This window comes from Nocardioides sp. YJ-D4 (assembly GCF_054031495.1).
Genome location: NZ_CM132932.1, coordinates 4,606,992 through 4,627,018, shown reverse-complemented (window position 1 = coordinate 4,627,018; position 20,027 = coordinate 4,606,992). Strand labels below are relative to the sequence as shown.

The 20,027-nt window shown below is 70.2% G+C and carries 19 protein-coding genes; 11 read left to right on the top strand and 8 right to left on the bottom strand.

Annotated elements, in window-relative coordinates; all coding sequences use genetic code 11:
• Nucleotide 1 precedes the first annotated feature (1 nt).
• The 5 genes from fabG (at nt 2) to ACW14X_RS22165 (ending at nt 4,830) form a co-directional block, all read left to right on the top strand.
• Nucleotides 2–739: a 3-oxoacyl-ACP reductase FabG gene (gene fabG / locus ACW14X_RS22185; protein WP_457163325.1), complete on the top strand. Its 738-nt coding sequence runs from the start codon at nt 2–4 to the stop codon at nt 737–739.
• Nucleotides 736–1,635: an FAS1-like dehydratase domain-containing protein gene (locus ACW14X_RS22180; protein WP_457163324.1), complete on the top strand. Its 900-nt coding sequence runs from the start codon at nt 736–738 to the stop codon at nt 1,633–1,635. The genes fabG and ACW14X_RS22180 overlap by 4 nt, the downstream gene beginning before the upstream one ends.
• Nucleotides 1,632–2,855 (top strand): acetyl-CoA C-acetyltransferase, encoded by a 1,224-nt coding sequence (locus ACW14X_RS22175; RefSeq protein ID WP_457163323.1) that lies wholly within the window; start codon nt 1,632–1,634, stop codon nt 2,853–2,855. The genes ACW14X_RS22180 and ACW14X_RS22175 overlap by 4 nt, the downstream gene beginning before the upstream one ends.
• Nucleotides 2,855–3,307 (top strand): MaoC family dehydratase, encoded by a 453-nt coding sequence (locus tag ACW14X_RS22170; RefSeq protein WP_457163322.1) that lies wholly within the window; start codon nt 2,855–2,857, stop codon nt 3,305–3,307. Before ACW14X_RS22175 ends, ACW14X_RS22170 begins: the two co-directional genes overlap by 1 nt.
• Before the next feature lie 197 nt (nt 3,308–3,504).
• Complete coding sequence (locus ACW14X_RS22165; protein WP_457163321.1) at nt 3,505–4,830, top strand: MFS transporter; 1,326 nt, start codon at nt 3,505–3,507, stop codon at nt 4,828–4,830.
• A 21-nt stretch (nt 4,831–4,851) separates the two neighbouring features.
• On the opposite strand, the gene ACW14X_RS22160 is transcribed toward ACW14X_RS22165, so the two are convergent.
• Complete coding sequence (locus ACW14X_RS22160; RefSeq protein WP_160027966.1) at nt 4,852–5,238, bottom strand: hypothetical protein; 387 nt, start codon at nt 5,236–5,238, stop codon at nt 4,852–4,854.
• Between the two features lie 365 nt (nt 5,239–5,603).
• On the opposite strand from ACW14X_RS22160, the gene ACW14X_RS22155 reads away from it, so the two are divergent.
• From ACW14X_RS22155 to ACW14X_RS22140, 4 genes are all read left to right on the top strand, one after another.
• Entirely contained in the window at nt 5,604–7,319 is a 1,716-nt protein-coding gene (locus tag ACW14X_RS22155; RefSeq protein WP_160027964.1) for a prealbumin-like fold domain-containing protein, read from the top strand.
• A 114-nt stretch (nt 7,320–7,433) separates the two neighbouring features.
• Nucleotides 7,434–8,372, top strand: a complete 939-nt coding sequence (locus ACW14X_RS22150) for an alpha/beta fold hydrolase (RefSeq protein WP_160027962.1) — start codon at nt 7,434–7,436, stop codon at nt 8,370–8,372.
• Nucleotides 8,373–8,393: 21 nt separating this feature from the next.
• On the top strand, nt 8,394–9,206 hold the full coding sequence (locus ACW14X_RS22145) for an IclR family transcriptional regulator (RefSeq protein ID WP_160027960.1): 813 nt from the start codon (nt 8,394–8,396) through the stop codon (nt 9,204–9,206).
• Nucleotides 9,207–9,407: 201 nt separating this feature from the next.
• The gene (locus ACW14X_RS22140) at nt 9,408–10,415 is read left to right on the top strand and encodes a 2-hydroxyacid dehydrogenase (RefSeq protein WP_457163320.1); all 1,008 of its coding nucleotides are present in this window, start codon (nt 9,408–9,410) and stop codon (nt 10,413–10,415) included.
• Here ACW14X_RS22140 and ACW14X_RS22135 read toward each other — a convergent pair.
• Genes ACW14X_RS22135 through ACW14X_RS22110 form a run of 6 tightly spaced genes read right to left on the bottom strand, consistent with a single transcriptional unit; the run spans nt 10,412 to nt 16,620 of the window.
• Nucleotides 10,412–11,137, bottom strand: coding sequence for a sulfite exporter TauE/SafE family protein (locus tag ACW14X_RS22135; RefSeq protein ID WP_350713053.1), 726 nt, complete (start codon nt 11,135–11,137; stop codon nt 10,412–10,414). The genes ACW14X_RS22140 and ACW14X_RS22135 overlap by 4 nt on opposite strands.
• Nucleotides 11,137–12,153: an ABC transporter ATP-binding protein gene (locus ACW14X_RS22130; RefSeq protein WP_457163319.1), complete on the bottom strand. Its 1,017-nt coding sequence runs from the start codon at nt 12,151–12,153 to the stop codon at nt 11,137–11,139. Before ACW14X_RS22130 ends, ACW14X_RS22135 begins: the two co-directional genes overlap by 1 nt.
• Complete coding sequence (locus ACW14X_RS22125) at nt 12,150–13,109, bottom strand: ABC transporter ATP-binding protein (RefSeq protein ID WP_457166079.1); 960 nt, start codon at nt 13,107–13,109, stop codon at nt 12,150–12,152. The genes ACW14X_RS22130 and ACW14X_RS22125 overlap by 4 nt, the downstream gene beginning before the upstream one ends.
• Before the next feature lie 44 nt (nt 13,110–13,153).
• Nucleotides 13,154–14,092, bottom strand: a complete 939-nt coding sequence (locus ACW14X_RS22120; protein WP_457163318.1) for an ABC transporter permease — start codon at nt 14,090–14,092, stop codon at nt 13,154–13,156.
• Between the two features lie 13 nt (nt 14,093–14,105).
• On the bottom strand, nt 14,106–15,035 hold the full coding sequence (locus ACW14X_RS22115) for an ABC transporter permease (RefSeq protein ID WP_091048109.1): 930 nt from the start codon (nt 15,033–15,035) through the stop codon (nt 14,106–14,108).
• A 31-nt stretch (nt 15,036–15,066) separates the two neighbouring features.
• Nucleotides 15,067–16,620: an ABC transporter substrate-binding protein gene (locus ACW14X_RS22110; RefSeq protein WP_160027950.1), complete on the bottom strand. Its 1,554-nt coding sequence runs from the start codon at nt 16,618–16,620 to the stop codon at nt 15,067–15,069.
• Between the two features lie 212 nt (nt 16,621–16,832).
• Here ACW14X_RS22110 and kdgD point away from each other — a divergent pair, with 212 nt between their 5' ends.
• Nucleotides 16,833–17,747 carry a 5-dehydro-4-deoxyglucarate dehydratase gene (gene kdgD / locus ACW14X_RS22105; RefSeq protein ID WP_457163317.1) on the top strand — a complete coding sequence of 305 codons (915 nt, stop codon included), beginning with the start codon at nt 16,833–16,835 and terminating at the stop codon, nt 17,745–17,747.
• 26 nt (nt 17,748–17,773) lie between these two features.
• Nucleotides 17,774–18,748, top strand: a complete 975-nt coding sequence (locus ACW14X_RS22100) for a 2-hydroxyacid dehydrogenase (RefSeq protein WP_457163316.1) — start codon at nt 17,774–17,776, stop codon at nt 18,746–18,748.
• On the opposite strand, the gene ACW14X_RS22095 is transcribed toward ACW14X_RS22100, so the two are convergent.
• A complete protein-coding gene (locus ACW14X_RS22095) occupies nt 18,699–19,991 on the bottom strand; it encodes a hemolysin family protein (RefSeq protein WP_457163315.1) in 1,293 nt (430 codons plus the stop codon). The two genes, ACW14X_RS22100 and ACW14X_RS22095, sit on opposite strands and share 50 nt — an antisense overlap.
• Between the last annotated feature and the right edge of the window lie 36 nt (nt 19,992–20,027).

Genomic DNA, 20,027 nt, shown 5'->3' with positions numbered 1-20,027 from the left:
CATGGCACTTCTCGAGAACCGGACCGCGGTCATCACCGGAGGCGCGCAGGGCATCGGCCTCGCCGTCGCCGAGCGCTTCGTGGCGGAGGGGGCGCGGGTGGTGCTCGCAGATCTCGACGGCGCCGCCGCGGAGGCCGCCGCCAAGGAGCTGGGCCCGGACGTGGCTTCCGGCGTGGCCTGCGACGTGGTGAGCGCCGAGGACGTCGAACGCGCGCTGGAGACGGCGGTCGCGGCGTACGGCTCGCTCGACATCGTCGTCAACAACGCCGGCATCACCCGCGACGCGACGATGCGGAAGATGACCGAGGACCAGTTCGACCAGGTGATCGCCGTGCATCTCAAGGGCTGCTGGCACGGCACCCGGCTCGCCGCCGCCCGGATGCGCGAGCAGAAGTCCGGCGCGATCGTGAACATCTCCTCGATCTCCGGCAAGGTCGGGATGGTCGGGCAGACCAACTACTCGGCCGCGAAGGCCGGCATCGTCGGGCTCACCAAGGCCGCGGCGAAGGAGATGGCCCACCACGGGGTCCGGGTCAACGCGATCCAGCCGGGACTGATCCGCTCGGCGATGACCGAGGCGATGCCGCAGCGGATCTGGGACGAGAAGATGGCCGAGATCCCGATGGGTCGCGCGGGTGAGCCGGCCGAGATCGCGAACGTAGCGCTCTTCTACGCCTCCTCGCTCTCCTCCTACATGACCGGCACGGTCGCCGAGGTGACCGGCGGAAGGTACATGTGAGCTGGCGGCCGCACCGGGTGAGGTCGACCGAGACCCTCGACGCGGGTCCAGTCACCGCCCTCGGCGCGCTCCTCGACAGCGGTGCTCGGGTGCCGGCCGCCGGGGCCGTACTCCCGCCGCTGTGGCACTGGGTCGCGCTCCCGCGGTGGCCGGCGTCGTCGGTGATCGGCGTCGACGGCCATCCGCGCCGCGGTGACTTCCTGCCGCCGATCGACCTGCCCCGGCGGATGTTCGCCGGCGGCGAGGTGACGTTCCACGGCGACCTCCGGGTCGGCACCTCGGTCGTCCGCGAATCCGAGGTGGTCTCGGTCGATGAGAAGGCGGGCCGCAGCGGCCGGCTGGCGATCGTCACGGTGCACACCCGGCTCGTCGACCGCGGCAGGGACGACCTGCTCGTGGAGGAGCGGCAGGACCTGATCTACCGCGATGCCGCGCCGGTTCCGACGTCGTTCCCCGACCCTGAGCCCGCCTCGGCGATCGCACCGGCCGGCCCGCCGCTGGTGTCCGAGGACGACGGCTGGCGGTTCGTCACCGACCCGACCCTGCTCATGCGGTTCAGCGCGGCGACCGCGAACCCGCACCGGATCCACTACGACTGGCCCTACGCCACGCGGGTCGAGGGCTATCCCGGGCTGGTCGTGCACGGCCCGCTCTCGACCCTGGTGCTCGCCGAGGCCCTTCGGCTGGCCCACCCCGACCGCGTCGTACGCCGCCTGCAGCACCGCAACACCGCACCGCTTTTCTGCGGAGACCCCGCCCACGTGGCCGTCGACCGCCCCGCTCCCGACACCGCGCCCGACTCTGTCGAGGTCGCGCTGCGACGCCCCGACGGCACCGCGCTCGCCGGCCTGACGGCCGAGCTGGCCACCCTCACCCCTGAAAGGCACCAACCATGAGTGACACCGCCCGCGACGTGGTCATCTGCGAGCCCGTCCGCACCCCGATCGGCCGCTACGGCGGCGTCTTCAAGGACCTGAGCCCGGTCGACCTCGGCGTCACCGCGCTGCAGGGTCTGCTCGCCCGCACCGGCATCGACCCGGAGCGGATCGACGACGTCATCCTCGGCCACTGCTACCCCAACGCCGAGGCGCCGGCGATCGGACGGGTGGTCGGACTCGACGCCGGGCTCCCGGTCACCGTCGGCGGTCAGCAGGTCGACCGTCGCTGCGGCTCCGGGCTGCAGGCCGTCGCCAACGCGGTGATGCAGGTGGCCTCCGGCGCCAGTGAGATCGTGGTCGCCGGCGGCGCGGAGTCGATGAGCAACGTCGCCTTCTACTCCCTCGACATGCGCTGGGGCGGGGCGCGCACCGGCGTACAGATCCACGACGGCCTCACCCGCGGCCGGCAGACTCCGGGCGGCCGGTTCCACCCGGTGCCCGGCGGCATGCTGGAGACCGCCGAGAACCTGCGCCGGGAGTACGCCATCGGCCGCGAGGAGCAGGACCGGCTCGCCGTCAGCTCCCACCTGCGCGCCGTCGCCGCCCAGCAGAGCGGTGTCTTCGCCGAGGAGATCGTGCCGGTCACCGTCCCGTCGAGGAAGGGCGACGTCATCGTCGACACCGACGAGCACCCCCGCGCCGACACCACGATCGAGTCGCTCGCGAAGCTGCGGCCGATCCTCGGGTCCTCCGACCCAGAGGCGACCGTCACCGCCGGTAACGCCAGCGGCCAGAACGACGCCGCCGCCATGTGCCTGGTCACGACCGCCGACCTCGCCGAGAGCCTCGGCCTGCGGCCGCTGGTCCGGCTCGTGTCCTGGGCCGCCGCCGGCGTACGTCCTGACGTGATGGGCATCGGCCCGGTCCCCGCCACGGAGGCGGCCCTCGCCAAGGCCGGCCTGACCCTGTCCGACATCGACGTCATCGAGCTCAACGAGGCCTTCGCCGCCCAGGCGCTGGCGGTGATGCGCGAGTGGAAGTTCACCGACGAGGACCTCGAGCGCACCAACGTCCACGGCTCCGGCATCTCCCTGGGCCATCCCGTCGGCGCCACCGGCGTACGGATGCTCGGCACCCTCGCCCGCGAACTGCACCGCCGCGAGGCGCGCTACGGCCTCGAGACCATGTGCATCGGCGGCGGCCAGGGCCTCGCCGCCGTCTTCGAGCGGGTGGTCTGATGCGTACGTTCACCTCGATCGCGGCGATCGAGGCCGCTGTCGGCGAGGAGCTCGGCACCACGGACTGGGTGCAGATGACCCAGGAGCGCGTGGACCGTTTCGCGGAGCTCAGTGGAGACCAGCAGTGGATCCACGTCGACGTCGAGCGTGCCACCGCCTCCGCCTTCGGCGGCACCATCGCGCACGGCTACCTCACGCTGTCGATGCTGCCCGCCTTCGCCGCCGAGCTCTACACCATCGACACCGGGTCCGCCCGGCTCAACTACGGCCTCGAGAAGGTGCGGTTCCCCGCGCCGGTCAAGGTCGGCACGAAGATCCGGGCCACACCGCGGATCAAGGACGTCCGGGCGGTCCCGGCCGGGACCCAGGTGCTGGTCGCCTGGACCGTCGAGGCGGAGGGCACCGAGCGACCGGTCTGCGTCGCGGAGAGCATCACGCTGGTCCTTCCCTGACGCCGCACGAGTGCCGCCGATCCTCCCTTCGGGAGATCGGCGGCCTTGGCATGCCTGGGAGACCATTGGGCTCAAGAGTGATATCAATGCCATCTAGATTTGGTGTTGGACGTGCAATGGCACGGGTTCTTAGTGTGAACGCGGTCACACAGCATTCCGGTGCGTGACGACACACAACCCCCGGAGGAGCAGTCCCCATGACCCAGTCAACGCGCGTCCCCGACGAACGGATGGCCCGTAAGGCGGGCATCGCCGCGTTCGTCGGCACCACCATCGAGTGGTACGACTTCTACATCTACGGCACCGCGTCCGCTCTGGTCTTCGGGCCACTGTTCTTCAGCAACGCCGAGCCCGCGGTCGCGACCCTGCTCTCCTTCGCGACGTTCGCCGTCGGGTTCCTGACCCGGCCGCTCGGCGGTGTGGTCTTCGGCCACCTCGGTGACCGGATCGGCCGCAAGCGCTCCTTGATCCTGACGCTGCTGCTGATGGGCGTCACCACCGTCGGCGTCGGTCTGCTGCCGACGCACGCGGCCATCGGTGCCGCGGCGCCGGTGCTGCTGATCATCCTCCGACTGCTGCAGGGCCTCGCCGTGGGCGGCGAGTGGGGCGGCGCGGTGCTGATCGCGACCGAACACACCCGGGCCGACCGCGGCTTCCTGTTCGGCGCCTTCGCTCAGCAGGGCTCCCCTGCCGGCCGGATCCTGGCCACCCTCAGCTTCCTCGCCGTGACCGGCCTGCTCCCCGACGACGCGCTGCTCGAGTGGGCCTGGCGACTGCCGTTCCTGGCGTCGGCCGCGCTGGTCGTGGTCGGGCTCGTGATCAGGCTCAGCCTCGAGGAGTCCCCGGCGATGAAGGACCTCCAGGAGCGCAACGAGGTCGTCCGGGTGCCGGTGATCGAGCTGTTCCGCAGCAACTCCCGTGAGCTGACCCTCGGCGTCTTCGGCATCCTGTGCGTCTTCGTGGTCGTCTACGCCCGCGACACCTTCGCGCTCTCCTGGGCCACGACCCACCTCGGCTTCGAGAAGGACTCCTTCCTCACCATCATCCTGATCGCCAGCGTCGTGCAGTTCTTCGTGCAGCCGTTCGGCGCGGTGATGGCCACCCGCTGGAACCCGCGCACCCTGGTCACGGTCCTGCTCGCCCTCGAGATTCCCGCGCTCGCGATGATGTTCGTGCTGATGGGCACCGGGAACTGGACGCTCGCGATGATCGGCGCGGTGATGGCCACCATCCCCGACGTGATGTTCTACGCGGTCATGGCGGGCATGCTCGCCCAGGCCTTCCCGGCCCGGGTCCGCTACACCGGTATCTCGGTCACATACGGCCTCTCCGGTGCGCTGTGCGGGACCACGCCGATGATCCTGCAGTGGCTCCTCGACACCTCCGGCAGCATCGTCGTGCCTGTCGCCTTCGGTGTCGTGACCACCGTGATCTCGCTGGTGTGCTCCCGTGCGCTGCTCGGCCGGGGCGCCGCCGAGAGCGAGACCACCGACGATGCCACGACGGTGACCGCGGGACGCTGAGACACGGTCACCACCGGATCGTCACCTGGCGGCGCCCAGCGAGCTACGTGCGAGCTGGGCGACGCGCTGGTTGCTGATCCCGGTCTCCGCCGCGATCCGCCCGAACGACCAGCCGCGGCGCCGCAGCAGCCGTACGGCCCGCGCGCTCTCGTCGTTCAGATCCGCGAGATGCCGATCGACCTGGCAGCGCTGGTTCTCGAGGTCACGGAGCGTCGCGGCCGGGTCGTCCGGCAGATCGGCGATGGCCCGGCGGGTCGGCGATCCACCCGTCGCCAGCGCATCGGGCGGGTTGAACGCCCACAGCGTGTAGTCGTCGGCCCACCGGATGAACCGGGCCATGCGGCTCTCACGGTGGAATCTGTTCGGGACGTCGACGTGTCCCGCGGGACGTGTCGCCTCAGCTGCCATCTCCGGCTCCTTCACATGGTCGGGAACAGGTGGGGGAAGGTCCTCGGTATCCATGGTCCGAGGCCGGGATGACCGAGCCGTTGAGGTTCGGTAACGGGCAGGTAAGGGCTATGGGAGCGGACCAGATCCCTCCGGGAGCTCGAACACCCGGATACCCGATCTTCGGCATGCGCAAATACCCCGAGCGGGATAACGATCGAGTAACGAGGAATGAGCATCGAACCCCCAGCCGATGCCCCTCCCCCGCTGAAGACACCATCCGTCCAGGCCGCAGCCGCGCGCGCCGACGGAGCCCCGCATCTGGGAAGCGGGCCCCGCCCTCCCACGTTGACAGCGACCGCGAGGTCTCTGAAAGGGGACACGCCATGCGCTCGACACCGAGCCCGCTCATGCCTCGCGCCACCAAGCCGAGGCTCTTCAAGAGGTTGGCGGCGCTGAGCGCCACCGCCCTCGTCGCCACGACGCTCGTCGCCTCCGGTGCCGCTGCGTCTCATCCCGAGGCCAGCCTCGCCGGCAGCAACTTCGAGATCGACGTCGACGCCAACCTCAAGGTCGACGATCCGGCCCCCTCGCTCGACTGGGCGAACGTCACCGAGACCCGGGCCACCGACAAGGTCAACGGCACCGGCGACAACTCCTACGCCGGCGGCGTCAAGGAGGACACCTCCTGTCCCGGTGAGGTGACCGACTCGATCCCGCCGAACAAGAGCGACCTGCTGAGCTTCCACGTCTACCGGGAGGCCGGCACCGGAACGCACCCCGGCTTCTTGAACCTCGCCTGGAGCCGGGTGAGCGACCCGAGCGGCACCACGCTGATGGACTTCGAGTTCAACCAGTCCAGCACCAAGTGCGCCTCCGGGCCCAACGTCGTCCGCACCGCCGGCGACCTGCTCATCGAGTACGCCATCGACCAGGGCGGCTCCCGCGCGGACATCTCCGCGCGCCGTTGGACCGGCACCGCCTGGGGTCCCACCACCGACCTGGACGTCCCGTCCGCCATCTGTGGTGGCGCTCCGTGCGCGGCCGGCACCATCAACTCCTCGACCATCCCGGCCGCGGACTCCGATGGGCTGATCGCCTCCGGCTCGAAGCAGGCGCGGACCTTCGGGGAGGCTCAGCTCGACCTGCGGCTCCTGTTCCAGCCCAACAAGTGCACATCGTTCGGCAGCGCGATGCTGAAGAGCCGCTCCTCGGACTCCTTCACCTCGCAGCTGAAGGACTTCGTGGCACCCGTCGGCATCAACCTGCAGAACTGTGGCCAGGTGATCATCCGCAAGCAGACCCTCCCGGACGAGGACCCCAACGCCACCGACTTCGGCTACACCAAGGCGTTCAGCACCGACCCCACCTCTGCGAACACGTTCACGCTCCGAGATGACGGGGTGAAGGACTACGGCAAGACCGTGCTCTTCGGCTCCGGCTACACAGTCGTCGAGGACGTGATCCCGTCCGACTGGAGCTTCGTCAGCGTGAACTGCGATGCCAGCACAGGAGTCACGCCGAGCATCACCGGCGCGACGGTGACCTTCGCGATCAACGAGGACACCGACGTACTCGACTGCACCTACACCAACGAGCTCCAGCTCGGAGCGCTGAAGATCCTGAAGAACAGCACGAAGGGCGGAGCGGTCACCAACCCCGGAGCGGTCTTCTCCTACGACGGCACCAGCGTCACCGACAACGGCACCGGCGACCAGGATCCCGATGTCGGCGAGGTCTGCGTATCGGGCCTCTCCCTCGGCGACTACGACGTGACGGAGACGTCGCCGCCTCCCGGCTACGCCGACGCCCCCGGCGGCGCACAGACCGTCACCGTAGTCAGCGGGACCAACTGCACCGACAACCAGCCGACAGGTGCGGCGGTCGCGACGTTCACCAACGCGCCGCTCGCCGACATCCAGGTCAACTTCCGTGACGGCGGTTCGGGCGAGACCAGCCTGACGTCGATGACCTGCGAGAACACCGGCGTCACGCCGGACACCGGCACCGCCACCGGCTGGGACGACACGATCACCCATGAGGGCATCGCGATCGACCCGTCACCCCGGACGGTCACCTGCACCATCGTGATCGATCCCTGACCCCCCCACATCCACCCCAACCGCGGGGCCGCCCGGTTCACCGGGCGGCCCCGTCGGGCACCCCGCCGGCGCAGCGGCAACATGATCGAAACCCATGGCGACTAGCGTGCAATCATGACGCGGGTGATCGAGCAACAGTCTCGGGTGATCCACGGATACAGGCGCGCGTTCCGCATCGGCGGGGACGGCTCCGCGATCATGCTCATCCACGGGATCGGCGACAGCTCGCGGACCTGGGAGGACGTCCTGCCGATGTTCGCCCAGAACCATCTGGTCATCGCGCCCGACCTGCTCGGTCACGGCGACTCCGACAAGCCCCGCGCCGACTACTCGATCGGCGGGTTCGCCAACGGCATGCGCGACCTGCTCTCCGTGCTGGACGTGGAGCGAGTCACTCTCGTCGGCCATTCGCTCGGCGGCGGTGTCGCGATGCAGCTCGCCTACCAGTACCCGCAGCTCGTCGAGCGGATCGTGCTGGTCTCCAACGGCGGCTCCGGACGCGGTGTCTCGACCTGGCTGCGACTCGCGACCCTGCCGATGGCGCCAGAGCTGCTCAAGCTGCTGCGGCTGCCGATCTCGCGGATCGGGCTGTCCGCCTCCCTCGGCCTGCTGCGTCGCTTCGATCACGATCTCGGCGTCGATGCGCCGGATCTGACCAGGATCGTCGACGCGTTCCCGGACAACCAGTCCCGCCAGGCGTTCGCCCGGACCCTGCGCGCCGTCGTCGACTGGCGCGGCCAGGTCGTCACGATGCTCGATCGCTCCTATCTGGCCTCGAACATCCCGCTGCTGATGATCTGGGGCGACCGCGACGGCGTCATCCCCTACCGCCACGCCGAGCAGGCGCAGGCGGCGATGCCGCAGGCCATGCTCGAGGTGTTCGAGGGCGCCGGCCACTTCCCGTTCCGCTCCGACCCGGGGCGCTTCGTGATGGCCGTCGAACAGTTCATCCGGAGCACCAAGCCGGCGATCTGGGATCAGCACGGATGGCAGACGCGGCTGCGCAACGGCCCCGAACCCGAAGACGATCTTCATACGTGGACGGGCATCTGACCCGCGCATTACCCTGCGGACATGAACGACGCTGCCGCGCCCGATGCCGCCACCGGAGGGGTTCGCGAGGTGAAGTCCGCCGCCCGCACGGTGGAGATCCTCGAGTTCCTCGCCGCGCGCCAGAACCGCCCGGTGCGGCTGCGCGAGCTGAGCGAGGCGCTCGGGGTTCCCCGCAGCAGCCTGCACGCCCTGCTCCGTACGCTCGCCAAGCACGGCTGGGTACGCAGCGATGCGACCGGCACGCTCTACGGCATCGGCATCCGGGCCCTGCTGGCCGGCACCAGCTACCTCGACACCGACCCCTACCTGCCCCAGGTGACCCCGTTCCTCGTCGAGCTCCGCGAGCAGCTCGACGAGACCTTCCACTTCGGGCGTCTCGACGGCACCGACGTGGTCTACCTCGCCACCCGCGAGTCGTCGCAGTACCTCCGCCCCTACAGCCGCGTCGGCCGCAGGCTCCCGGCCTACTCCACGTCGCTGGGCAAAGCGGTCCTGGCCGCGCAGCCCGAGGACGAGGTCGCCGACCATCTGCCGGCCGAGCTCGCACCGCTCACGCCGCACACGTTCACCGACCGGGGCGCACTGGCCGCCGAGCTCGAGGCGACCCGCCGGCGCGGCTACGCGATCGACAACGAGGAGAACACCCTCGGCCTGCGCTGCATCGCCGTCGCCCTGCACTACGACGAGCCGGTCACCGACGCGATCAGCGCCTCCATCCCGATCGCCCGGCTCACCCCCGAGCGGGAGGCCGAGGTCATCGCCGCGCTGCGCCAGGCAGCGGACCGGATCGTCCGCGTCGTCGGCCCGATCCGCAACTCCCTCACGTGGGCCTGAGCCGCGACCAATCCCGAGAGCGTCCGCGGCCGGCGCCAGCTTGGACTTCTCTGGCAATTCCTGCACTTCTCTGGCGTTGCAATGCCCGAGAAGTGCAGGAATACCCGGTTAACCGGGTACTCCTGCACCGCCTCCCGGCATCGCTGTCCACACATACGAGACTCTTGTCCACAGATGTAGACGCATGACACAATCGCAGACGTGCCCTCCACCTCTCCCACCACGCCACTGAACGTGCTGGTGACCGAGCCGATCATGGCCCGGTTCACCGACGTACTGACCCGGAAGGGCACCTCGCCGCACACGTGGACGTTCGCGTGGGGTGACGACCCTCGGCTCGCCGAGGCCGCCGCGACGGCCGAGGTGCTGGTCTGCTCCTCGACGACGCCGGAGCTGCTGGCCGCGATGCCCCGGCTCCGGCTGGTGCACGTGACCGGTGCCGGCGTGGACAGGATCCCGCTCGACGCGCTGCCAGGTGACGTACGTCTGGCCAACACCTACCACCACGGCCGCTCCATCGCCGAGCACGTGGTGATGGTGTCGATGATGCTGCTGCGCGGCGTCCTGCGGTCCGAGGCCGACATGCGCCGCGGCGTGTGGAGCAACGCGATCGTCTCCGACGACTACCCCTTCGGCGGTGTGCTGGCCGGCCGCACCCTGGGCATCGTCGGCTTCGGCGAGATCGGCTCCAGCGTCGCCCGGCTCGGGTCGGCGATGGGGATGAAGGTCCGGGCCGTACGCCGCAACCCCGACGCCCCGCTGCCGCCGGGCGTCGAGCTGGACTGGGTCGGGCCCGACTCGGCCCTGCACGAGCTGCTGGCCGCCTCCGACGTGGTCGTCGTGACCGTGCCGCTGAGCGACGCGACCCGCGGGCTCATCGACGCCGCCGCCCTCGCCGTGATGCGGCCGGGTGCCGTGCTGGTCAACGTCGCCCGCGGCGCCGTGGTCGACGAGCAGGCGCTCCACGACGCGCTCACCGCCGGCACGATCGCCGGGGCCGGCATCGACGTGTGGTGGCGCAACCCCCGCGACCCCGACGCTCCCCCGCCCTCGCACCTCGACTTCGCGAAGCTGCCGAACGTCGTGCTGACCCCGCACCAGTCGGGGCACACCGCGGAGGTGTTCGCCGGCCGTGCTCAGGACATCACCGACAACGTCGACGCGCTCGCCGAGGGCCGGCCGCTGCGCAACCCGGTGGCGAGGAGCTAGCCGAGGAGCTGGTCGGCCACCAGCATGACGGCGCCGAAGATCGACACCGCGATCGCCGTACGCCGCAGCCGCACCGGCGACATCACCCGGTTGAGCAGCAGCGACAGGCCCCACCCCAGGAACGGAGCGGGCACGAGAGCGGCGGTGACCAGCAGGGTGCGCTGGTCGACGGACCCGGTGGCGGCCAGGGCGAGGAACGACAGGGCCGAGCCCACGAGGAAGAACGTGCTCATCGAGCTGCGCAGCCCGGCGCCCTCCTTCTGCTGCCACACCAACGCCATCGGCGGACCGCCGATCGAGGTGGCGGTGCCGAGCAGTCCCGAGGCCGCACCCGCGGCCACGAGGTTGCGGCGCACCGGCCGCGGCTGCCAGCCCAGCGAGTTGAGCGCTACCCCGGTCAGCACCACAGCGGCCAGCATCAGGGCGAGACCCCGCTCGGGCAGCGCCGCGACCAGCAGCGCCCCCGCGATCGTCCCGGGCACCCGGCCGAACAGCGCCCAGCCGGTGCCACCCAGATCGATGTGCTGCCGCTCGGAGACGACGACCATGATCGTCACCACGAACGCGAGCATCACCAGCGTGCCGGGCAGCAGCGCCGGGTCGACCAGCGCGACGACGGGCGCGGCGAGCATCCCCATGCCGAAGCCGATGGACGCCTGCAGGGCCGAGGCCAGGACGACCGCGACGGCGACGAGCGCGAAGGACCCGAGCGAGAGCCCCATCAGCCCGCCTGCGCCGCGGCCAGCTCCTGCTCCTCAGCCCCCAACGGGTGGAAGCACTCCGCGGTGTGACCGCCGTCGACCGGGTCGATGGCGAGCGGCGGGAGCGCGGTGGCGCACTCGTCGGTCGCCTTCCAGCAGCGGGTCCGGAACCGGCAGCCGGACGGCGGGTTGAGCGGCGAGGGGATCTCGCCGGACAGGATGATCTGCTCGCGCCGACGCTCGTGGTCGAGCGAGGGCGCCGCCGACAGGAGCGCCCCGGTGTAGGGATGCTGAGGCCGCTCGAAGGTCGACTCGGTCTCGCCCTGCTCGACGATCCGGCCGAGGTACATCACCACGACCCGGTCGGCCACGTGCCGCACCACCGACAGGTCGTGCGAGATGAACAGGTACGCCACGCCGAGCTCCTGCTGCAGGTCGTTGAGCAGGTTGAGCACCTGTGCCTGCACAGACAGGTCGAGCGCGGAGACCGGCTCGTCGCATACGATCACGTCGGGATTGAGCGCGAGCGCGCGGGCGATGCCGAGACGCTGCCGCTGGCCGCCGGAGAACTCCTGCGGGTACTTCCCCGCGTCGCCCGGCCGCAGCCCGACGAGGTCCAGCAGCTCGCGCACCCGAGCCGCCCGCTCACGCGAGGTCCTGTGCAGACCGGTGTGGGTACGCCACGGCTCGCTCACGATGTCGCTCGCCGACATCCTGGCGTTGAGCGAGGCGAACGGGTCCTGGAACACCATCTGCACCCGGCGCCGGAACGCCAGCAGGTCGGCGCCCTTGGTCGTGGTCGGGTCGACCCCGTCGAAGCGTACGGAGCCACCGTCGGGGGTCTCCAGCATGAGCAGCGTGCGGGCCAGCGTGGACTTGCCGCAGCCGGACTCCCCCACCAGGCCGAGGGTCTCGCCCCGGTGCAGGTCGAGGGTGACACCGTCGAGCGCTCGCAGCTCCTTGCGCTTTCCGGCATGGCGTACCGGGAAGATCTTGGTGAGGTCGCGGACCTCGAGGAGGGGTGCATCGTCGCTCATCGGTTCACCTCGTCGGGGAAGTGGCAGGCGGACAGGTGGCCGGGGGCGACCTCACGGGCCGCGGGCCGCTCCTCGCGGCAGCGGTCGCGGGCGATCGGGCAGCGCTCCTGGTAGACGCAGCCGGCCGGGATCGCGGCCAGCTCCGGCGGCGAGCCGCCGATCGACTTGAGCTCCGCACCGCGCTCAGCGTGCACGGGCACCGACTCCAGCAGGCCCGCGGTGTAGGGGTGCTTCGGAGCGCCGAAGACCTCCTCGACCAGACCCTGCTCGACCACGTTGCCGGCGTACATCACCACGACCCGGTCCGCCTGCTCGAAGACCAGGGCGAGGTCGTGGGTGATCAGCACGACCGCCATGTCCCGCTCCTCGCGCAGGTCCTTGAGCAGGCTCATGATCTGGGCCTGGACCGTGACGTCGAGCGCGGTGGTCGGCTCGTCGGCGAGCAGCACGGCCGGCGACAGCGCCACGCCGATCGCGATCAGCAGCCGCTGGCGCATGCCACCGGAGAACTGGTGCGGGTAGGAGTCGACCCGGGTCTCCGGCTCGGGGATGCCGACCCGGCGCATCAGCTCGATGGCCTCCTTGCGGGCGGCCTTCTTGGACAGGCCACGGTGGATCCGGAACGGCTCGGCCAGCTGGGTACCCACGGTGTAGACGGGGTTGAGCGCGGTGAGGGCGTCCTGGAAGACGATCGCCAACTCCTTGCCGGCGATGTCACGCCGGCGCCTCGCCGAGGCCGTCCGCAGGTCGGTGGTGCCACCGTCACCGGTGATGCGGACGGAACCCTCGGTCACGTCGGCGACCGGCTCCAGCAGGCCGACGACCGCAGTGGCGGTCATCGACTTGCCGCAGCCCGACTCCCCGAGCAGCGCGAGGGTCTCGCCCCGGCGTGCCTGGAAGGTCACCTTGTCGACGGCTCGGACGACACCACGGGGCGTACGGATGTCGACGCTCATGCCGTCGACGTCGAGGGCGACGGCCTTCTCGGTCAGGGTGCTGTTCACTGGGCGTCCTCCGTAACGGCCTGAGTGACGGTCGGGGCGACTGTCGGGGCGACGGTCGCGCGGCGACGCTGCCGCCGCGGGACGGTGAGCCGCCACCGCTGAGCGGGATCGGTGGCCAGCCGCACCCAGGCGGCGAGCACGGCGGCGGACACCGTCGCGATCACGATGGCCAGGCCGGGGAAGAAGGAGAGCCACCAGGCGGTCTGCAGGTAGTTCTGCCCCTGGGCGACCATCAGACCCCAGCTGACGTCGGGTGCCTGGATACCGATGCCGAGGAAGCTCAGCGACGACTCGGCGAGCATGACGTAGCAGAAGTCGAGCGTGGCGACCGTCAGCAGCGTCGGCAGCACGATCGGGAAGACGTGACGGCGGATGATGCTGAAGCTCCCCGCCCCGAACGTACGGGCCGCGTCGACGAAGACCCGGCCCTGCAGCTCGGCCGACTCGGCCCGCGCGGTGCGCAGGTAGATCGGGATGCGGGTGATCGCCAGCACGATGACGATGTTGCGCGGGCTGGGCGAGTAGACGTACAGGACGACGACAGCCATCAGCAGCGACGGGAAGCTCAGGATCACATCGGCGATCCGCATCACGAGGGTCTCGCGCCAGCCGCGGTGGTAGCCGGCCCACATGCCGATCACCGAGCCCACGACCAGCGAGATCAGCACCGCCGGGATGGCGACCCCGAGGGTCGTCCGGGTCGCGACGACGATCCGGGCCAGGACGCTGCGCCCGAGCGAGTCGGTGCCCAGTACGTAGAGCCAGCCGTCGAGCTCGAGCGGCGCCTTGTTGCCTCGGGTCAGGTCCTGGGCGTTGGCCTCGCTGCCGAGCAGGACCGGCCCGAAGACGGCCACGAGCAGGATGAAGCAGAGGATCACGGCGGCCACGGTCGCGACCTTGTCGCGCAGCAGCATCCGCCAGTAGCTGGTGCTCATCAGTTCTCCTCTCTCACACCATCGCCTTGTCGCGCACACGGGCGTCGAGCAGGGCGTAGCAGATGTCGATGGCGATGTTGAGCAGGAAGATCGTCACCGCGGTGAGCAGCACGGCCGCCTGCAGGATGGCGAAGTCGCGGCCGGTGATCGAGTCGATCATCAGCTTGCCGATGCCGGGCCACCCGAAGATCGACTCGACGACCACGGCACCGTTGACCAGCCCGACCGCCAGGTCGCCGGCCACGGTCAGCGCCGGGGCGGCGGCGTTGCGCAGGGCGTGGTGCGCGACGACCCGACGGCTGTCGGCACCCTTGCTGCGCGCCAGCCGGACGTACGGCGCGGACAGGGCCGCCACCATCGCACCGCGCACGACCTGGGTGAGCACGCCGACGGGGCGCAGTAGCAGGGTCGCGATCGGCAGGACCCAGGAGAGCAGCCCGGCGTCGACACCCGAGGTCGGCAGCACCCCGAGCATCACCGCGAAGACCCAGACCCCCATGATGGCGAGCCAGAAGTCGGGGACGCTCGCGGCCGTCATCGACAGGAACGACGCGAACCGGTCGGCCAGCGAGTTCGGACGGTACGCCGCCCACGAGCCGATCACGACGGCGAGGACGACCGCGATGAGCATCGTGGTGATCGCCAGCTGGAGCGTCGCGGGGAAGGCCCGCAACGCCATCGCGGCCGCGGACTCACCCGTGCTCAGCGACGTGCCGAAGTCGAGGCGGAGGATGCCCTGGAGGTAGTCGACCAGCTGCTGCCAGACCGGCAGGTCGAGGCCGTTGACCGCGCGGAAGGTCTCCTTCTGGGCCTCGGTGGCGTTCTCCGGCAGGTACAGGCTGGCCGGGTCGCCGGTGAGGCGGGCGAGGAAGAACACCCCGAGCAGCACCACGACGAGCGGCAGCAGCGAGGTGAGGGCTCGCTTGCGGAGGAACGTCACCATGGATGACCTCCTGGGTGAGTCGCGGCCGGGATCACTTGGCCGGCTTCATCTCGGTCACGCGCATCTCGTCGCCGGTCGCCGAGTTGGGCTCGTACTCGACGTTCTCCGACTCGCCGATGATCCCGGTCATGTGCGCGATGTAGGCGAACTGCGAGACCTTCTCCGGCTCGTCGGCGAAGATGCCGGCGAAAGCGGCCTGGCGGTCATCGCCCTCGGCCTTGTCGGCGGCCTCGATCTGGGCGTCGAACTCCGGGGTGCCGAACGTCGACTGGGCGCCGTCGCTGAGCATGTACTGGTCGACGGAGAACTGGGCGTCACCGGCCTGGTTGCCGTGCTGGACGAGGATGATGTACGGCCCGGTGTTCTTCGGGAACGGACGGGACTGGTACTCGACCGACGCGGCAGTGTCCATCATCTCGATCGAGACGTTGAGACCGATGTCCTCGAGCGCCTTCTGGACGACCTCGACGGTCTCGCCGACCTTGGGGAAGAGGCCGTTGCGAGAGATCAGCCGGATCTTGGTGTCGGTCGGCACTCCGTCGGCCTTCGCCTCGGCGATGAGGGACTTGGCCTTCTCTGGGTCGTAGGGCCACGCCTCCAGATCCGGGTTGTGGCCCACGACGCCCTCGGGCACCAGCTGGGAAGCGACGTCCGCGTAGCCCTCGAAGAGGCTGTCGACGATCGACTCGCGGTCGATCGCGTAGTTGATCGCCTGGCGCACCCGGATGTCGTCGAGCGGAGCGTACGTCCCGGTCGACCGCAGCGCGGTCGTCTCGTTGTTCGGGTAGCGGACCGCGGCGTCCCCGGAGAGGTCCTCGGGCGCGAGCCCGGTGGCGATGTCGGCCTCGTTGTTGGTGATCATGGCGGCTCGTACGCTGCCCTCCTCACGCCACTGGTACTCCGCCTTCTTGAAGGCGGGGGCGTCGCCCCAGTAGGTGTCGTTGACCGCGAGGGTCAGCTTGGTGCCGTTCTGCCAGTCCTCGATCTTGTAGGGACCGGTGCCGATCGGCTCGCGCACCTTGGCGGTGTCGCTGGTCGATGCGGGCACGACCTCGATGAAGGAGAGGCGCAGCGGCAGGATCGGGTCGGCTTCGGCGGTGGTCACCTCGAGGTGGGTGGCGTCGGCGGCCTTGACCTGGAGGTCGTCGTCACCGAAGACGTACCCCTCGACGTTGCAGCCGAAGGTGCCGTTGACCGCGCGGTCGATGGAGTGCGCGGCGGCCTCGGCGTCGAACGCGGAGCCGTCGGAGAACTTCACGCCCTCGCGGAGGGTGAAGGTCCATGTGGTCGGCTCGGTCTGCTCCCACTCGGTGGCGAGCAGCGGCTGCAGCTCACCGGAGGCAGGGTCGCGCTCGACCAGCGGCTCGGTGATGTTGGAGCGCACCACGACGCCCGTCGAGGTCAGGTTGGCATCGCAGGGTTCGAGGGTCGGCGGCTCCTGCGGGAGCACGATCCGGACCGTGTCTCCGGCCGCGCCGGCACTGTCGGAGTTGGCGACGCCACACGCCGAGAGGGTGAGCGAGACAGCCATGAGCGAGGCGCTTGCAAGTCCGAAACGGGACCGCAGCGAGGGACGAAAGTTCATGCGACTGTTCCTCCAGTCGATCGGCGACATCTACATATGTGGACGTCGTTGTCATTCGTGGATGAACCGTACGAGCGAGTTTTGTGTGACGTCAAGCACGTCAGGCAATGCCCATAGGGCATCGAACGATGCCGTCACGATGTTGGACGCGTATCGCTTCCGCTACCTAGCCTCGGGATCTCCGACGTCGTCGAACCCCTTGAGGAGACCCCATGGGCCGCTACTCCCCCACCGAGCTCCGTGACGCCCTCGGCGCCGGCCTGCTGTCGTTCCCGGTGACGCACGCGACCGCCGACTACGCCTTCGACGAGGACGGCTACCGCGCCCATCTGCAGCACCTCGACGGCTTCGAGGTCGCCGGCCTCTTCGCCGCCGGCGGCACCGGTGAGTTCTTCTCACTGACCCACGACGAGGTGTCCCGGGTCCTGCGGGCCACCGTCGACGAGGTCGGGGGCGGCACCCCGGTGATGGGCGCGGCCGGCTACGGCACCTCCCAGGCCGTCGCGATGGCGCAGCGGGCCGAGGCGGACGGCGCCGACGGCATCCTGCTGCTGCCGCCCTACCTCACCGAGCTGCCGGGTCGTGGCCTGTACGAACACGTCGCCCGCGTCTGCTCGGCGACCTCGCTCGGCGTGATCGTCTACCACCGCGCCAACGCCCGCTACGACGCCGACACCGTCGTCCGTCTCGCCGAGGAGTTCCCGAACCTCATCGGCTTCAAGGACGGCGTCTGCGACATCGACCTGCTCGCCACGCTCAACGCGCGCCTCGGCGACCGCCTGCTCTACGTCGGAGGCCTGCCCACCGCCGAGACGTACGCCCTGCCCTATCTGGAGCTCGGCGTCAGCACCTACTCCTCGGCGATCTTCAACTTCGCGCCGCAGTGGGCGGTCGAGTTCTACACGGCCGTACGCAACCGCGACCGCGACGACGTGCTCGCCCGGCTCCGCGACTTCGTCGTCCCTTACATCGCGATCCGCGACCGCGGAGCCGGCTACGGCGTCTCGATCGTCAAGGCCGGTCTCACCGCCGCCGGCCGTCCGGCCGGTCCCGTACGTCCCCCGCTGACCGACCTCACCGAGGATGAGCTGGCGGAGCTGACCGCACTCGTCAAGACCGTCATCTGACAGCCACTCGACCGACAGGAGCAACCGTGACCCGCCGCATCCTCCAGGTAGGACCGCTCAAGCCGTCGCTGGCCGAGACCCTCACCGACCGCTACGACGCCCTGGTGCTGCCCGACGACGACAGCCGCGCCGCGTTCCTCGCCGAGCACGGGCCCTCGATCGGCGCCGTGGTGACCACCGGGCGTACCGGCGTACCGGCCGAGCTGATGGCCCAGCTGCCCGCGCTCGGCGCCGTGATCAACTTCGGGGTCGGCTACGACACCACCGACGTCGAGACCGCGGCTGCACGTGGTGTGCTGGTCTCCAACACCCCCGAAGTGCTGACCGACTGCGTGGCCGACACCGCGATCGGCCTCGCCATCGACACCCTGCGCCAGCTCAGCGCGGCCGACCGGTTCGTACGCCGCGGCGACTGGCCGCAGGCCGGCAACTTCCCCCTGGCTCGTAAGGTCTCGGGCAAGCGGGTCGGGATCCTGGGCTTGGGCCGGATCGGCCAGGCCATCGCGACCCGCTTCGAGGCCTTCGGCTGCCCGCTCTCCTACCACTCCCGCAGCGAGGTCCCCGGCTCGCCCTACACCTACGCCGCCTCGCCCACGCAGCTCGCCGCCGACGTCGACATCCTGGTCCTCGCCACCTCCGGCGGCAGCGGTACGCAGCACCTCGTCGACCGCAAGGTGCTCGAGGCGCTCGGGCCGGAGGGCTACCTGATCAACATCGCGCGTGGCTCCGTGGTCGACCAGGACGCGCTGGTCGAGCTGCTCCTCGACGGTGGCATCGCCGGCGCCGGCCTCGACGTCTACACCGAGGAGCCCACGGTCCCCGCGGAGCTGATGGACCTCGACAACGTGGTGCTCCTCCCGCACCTGGCGAGCGGCACCGTCGAGACGCGTGCCGCCATGGAGCAGCTGACCCTCGACAACCTCGACCGCTGGCTCGCCGACGGCACCGTCCTCACTCCGGTGCCGGAGGTGACGTCTCGGGGCGCAGCGCGATCTCGGTGATGCGGTTGCCGTTCCGGGCGGTCACCTCCAGCGTGCCGTCCCGGAGCGCCAGCACCTCCCCGACCTGCGGGATGTGCCCCAGCCGAGCGATGAGGTAGCCCGCGACGGTCTCGTAGGCGCCGTCCTCGAGCTCGATGCCGGTGGTGTCGGCGAAGTCCTCGATCGTCATCGCGCCGTCGATCCGGGACAGGTCACCGTGGTCTCGGATGCGGGCCTCGCCGTGGTCGTACTCGTCGCGGATGTCGCCGATCATCTCCTCGACGAGATCCTCGAGGGTCACGATGCCGTCGGTGCCGCCGTACTCGTCCACGACCATCGCCAGATGGGTGCCGCCCTCGCGCATCGTGGCGACCGACGGGATCACCCGCTTGCTCCCCGGCAGCGAGAGCACCGGGCGGCAGATGTCCCGGATCGTGCGCTCGTCCGTCACGACGACACCGAGCAGGTCGCGCACGTGCAGGAAACCGAGGATGTCGTCGAAGCCCTCGCCGGTCACCGGGTAGCGGGAGTAGGGCAGGTCACGCACGGTCTCGGCTGCCGCGGGAAGCGGCATCGAGGCGGGCATGAAGGTGACATCGCCGCGCGGACGCATCACCTCCCTCAACGTCGTCTCGGTGGTGGCGAACACGTCACGCAGGATCCGGCGCTCCTCCTCCTCGAGGTCCCGGTTGGTGGAGACCATCTCGCGCAGCTCCTCCTCCGAGACCTGCTCGGCCGAGGCCTTGGGGTCACCGCCGAGCAGCCGTACGACGGCGTCGGTGGAGACCGAGAGCAGCCAGATCACCGGCCGCATCACGGTGGCGAACCTGTCCAGCACGGGCGCGACGGCCAGCGAGATCCCGGCGGCCTTCTGCAATGCCAGCCGCTTGGGCACCAGCTCGCCCAGCACCAGGGAGAGATAGGCGATGAACAGGGTCAGCACGATCAGCGCCGTGGTCTCGGCGAGCGCCTCGGTCAGGCCGAGACGCTCGAGGTAGGGCGCGACGTCGGGAGCGATCGCCGACCCGCCGTAGGCCGCGGAGAGGAAGCCCGCGACGGTCACGCCGATCTGCACCGCGGCCAGGAAGCGGTTGGGGTCGCGGGCCACCTCCGCCACCCGTGCGCCACGTGCACCCTTGCGCTCGAGCGCGGTCAGCTGGCTCTCCCGCAGCGACACCAGCGCCAGCTCGGTCGCGGCGAACACGCCGCCGACCAGCACGAACACCAGCACCAGCCCGAGGCTGAGAAATGTCTGGCTGTCCATCAGGCCCGCTCACCGTCCGATGTGAATCCAGGTGAG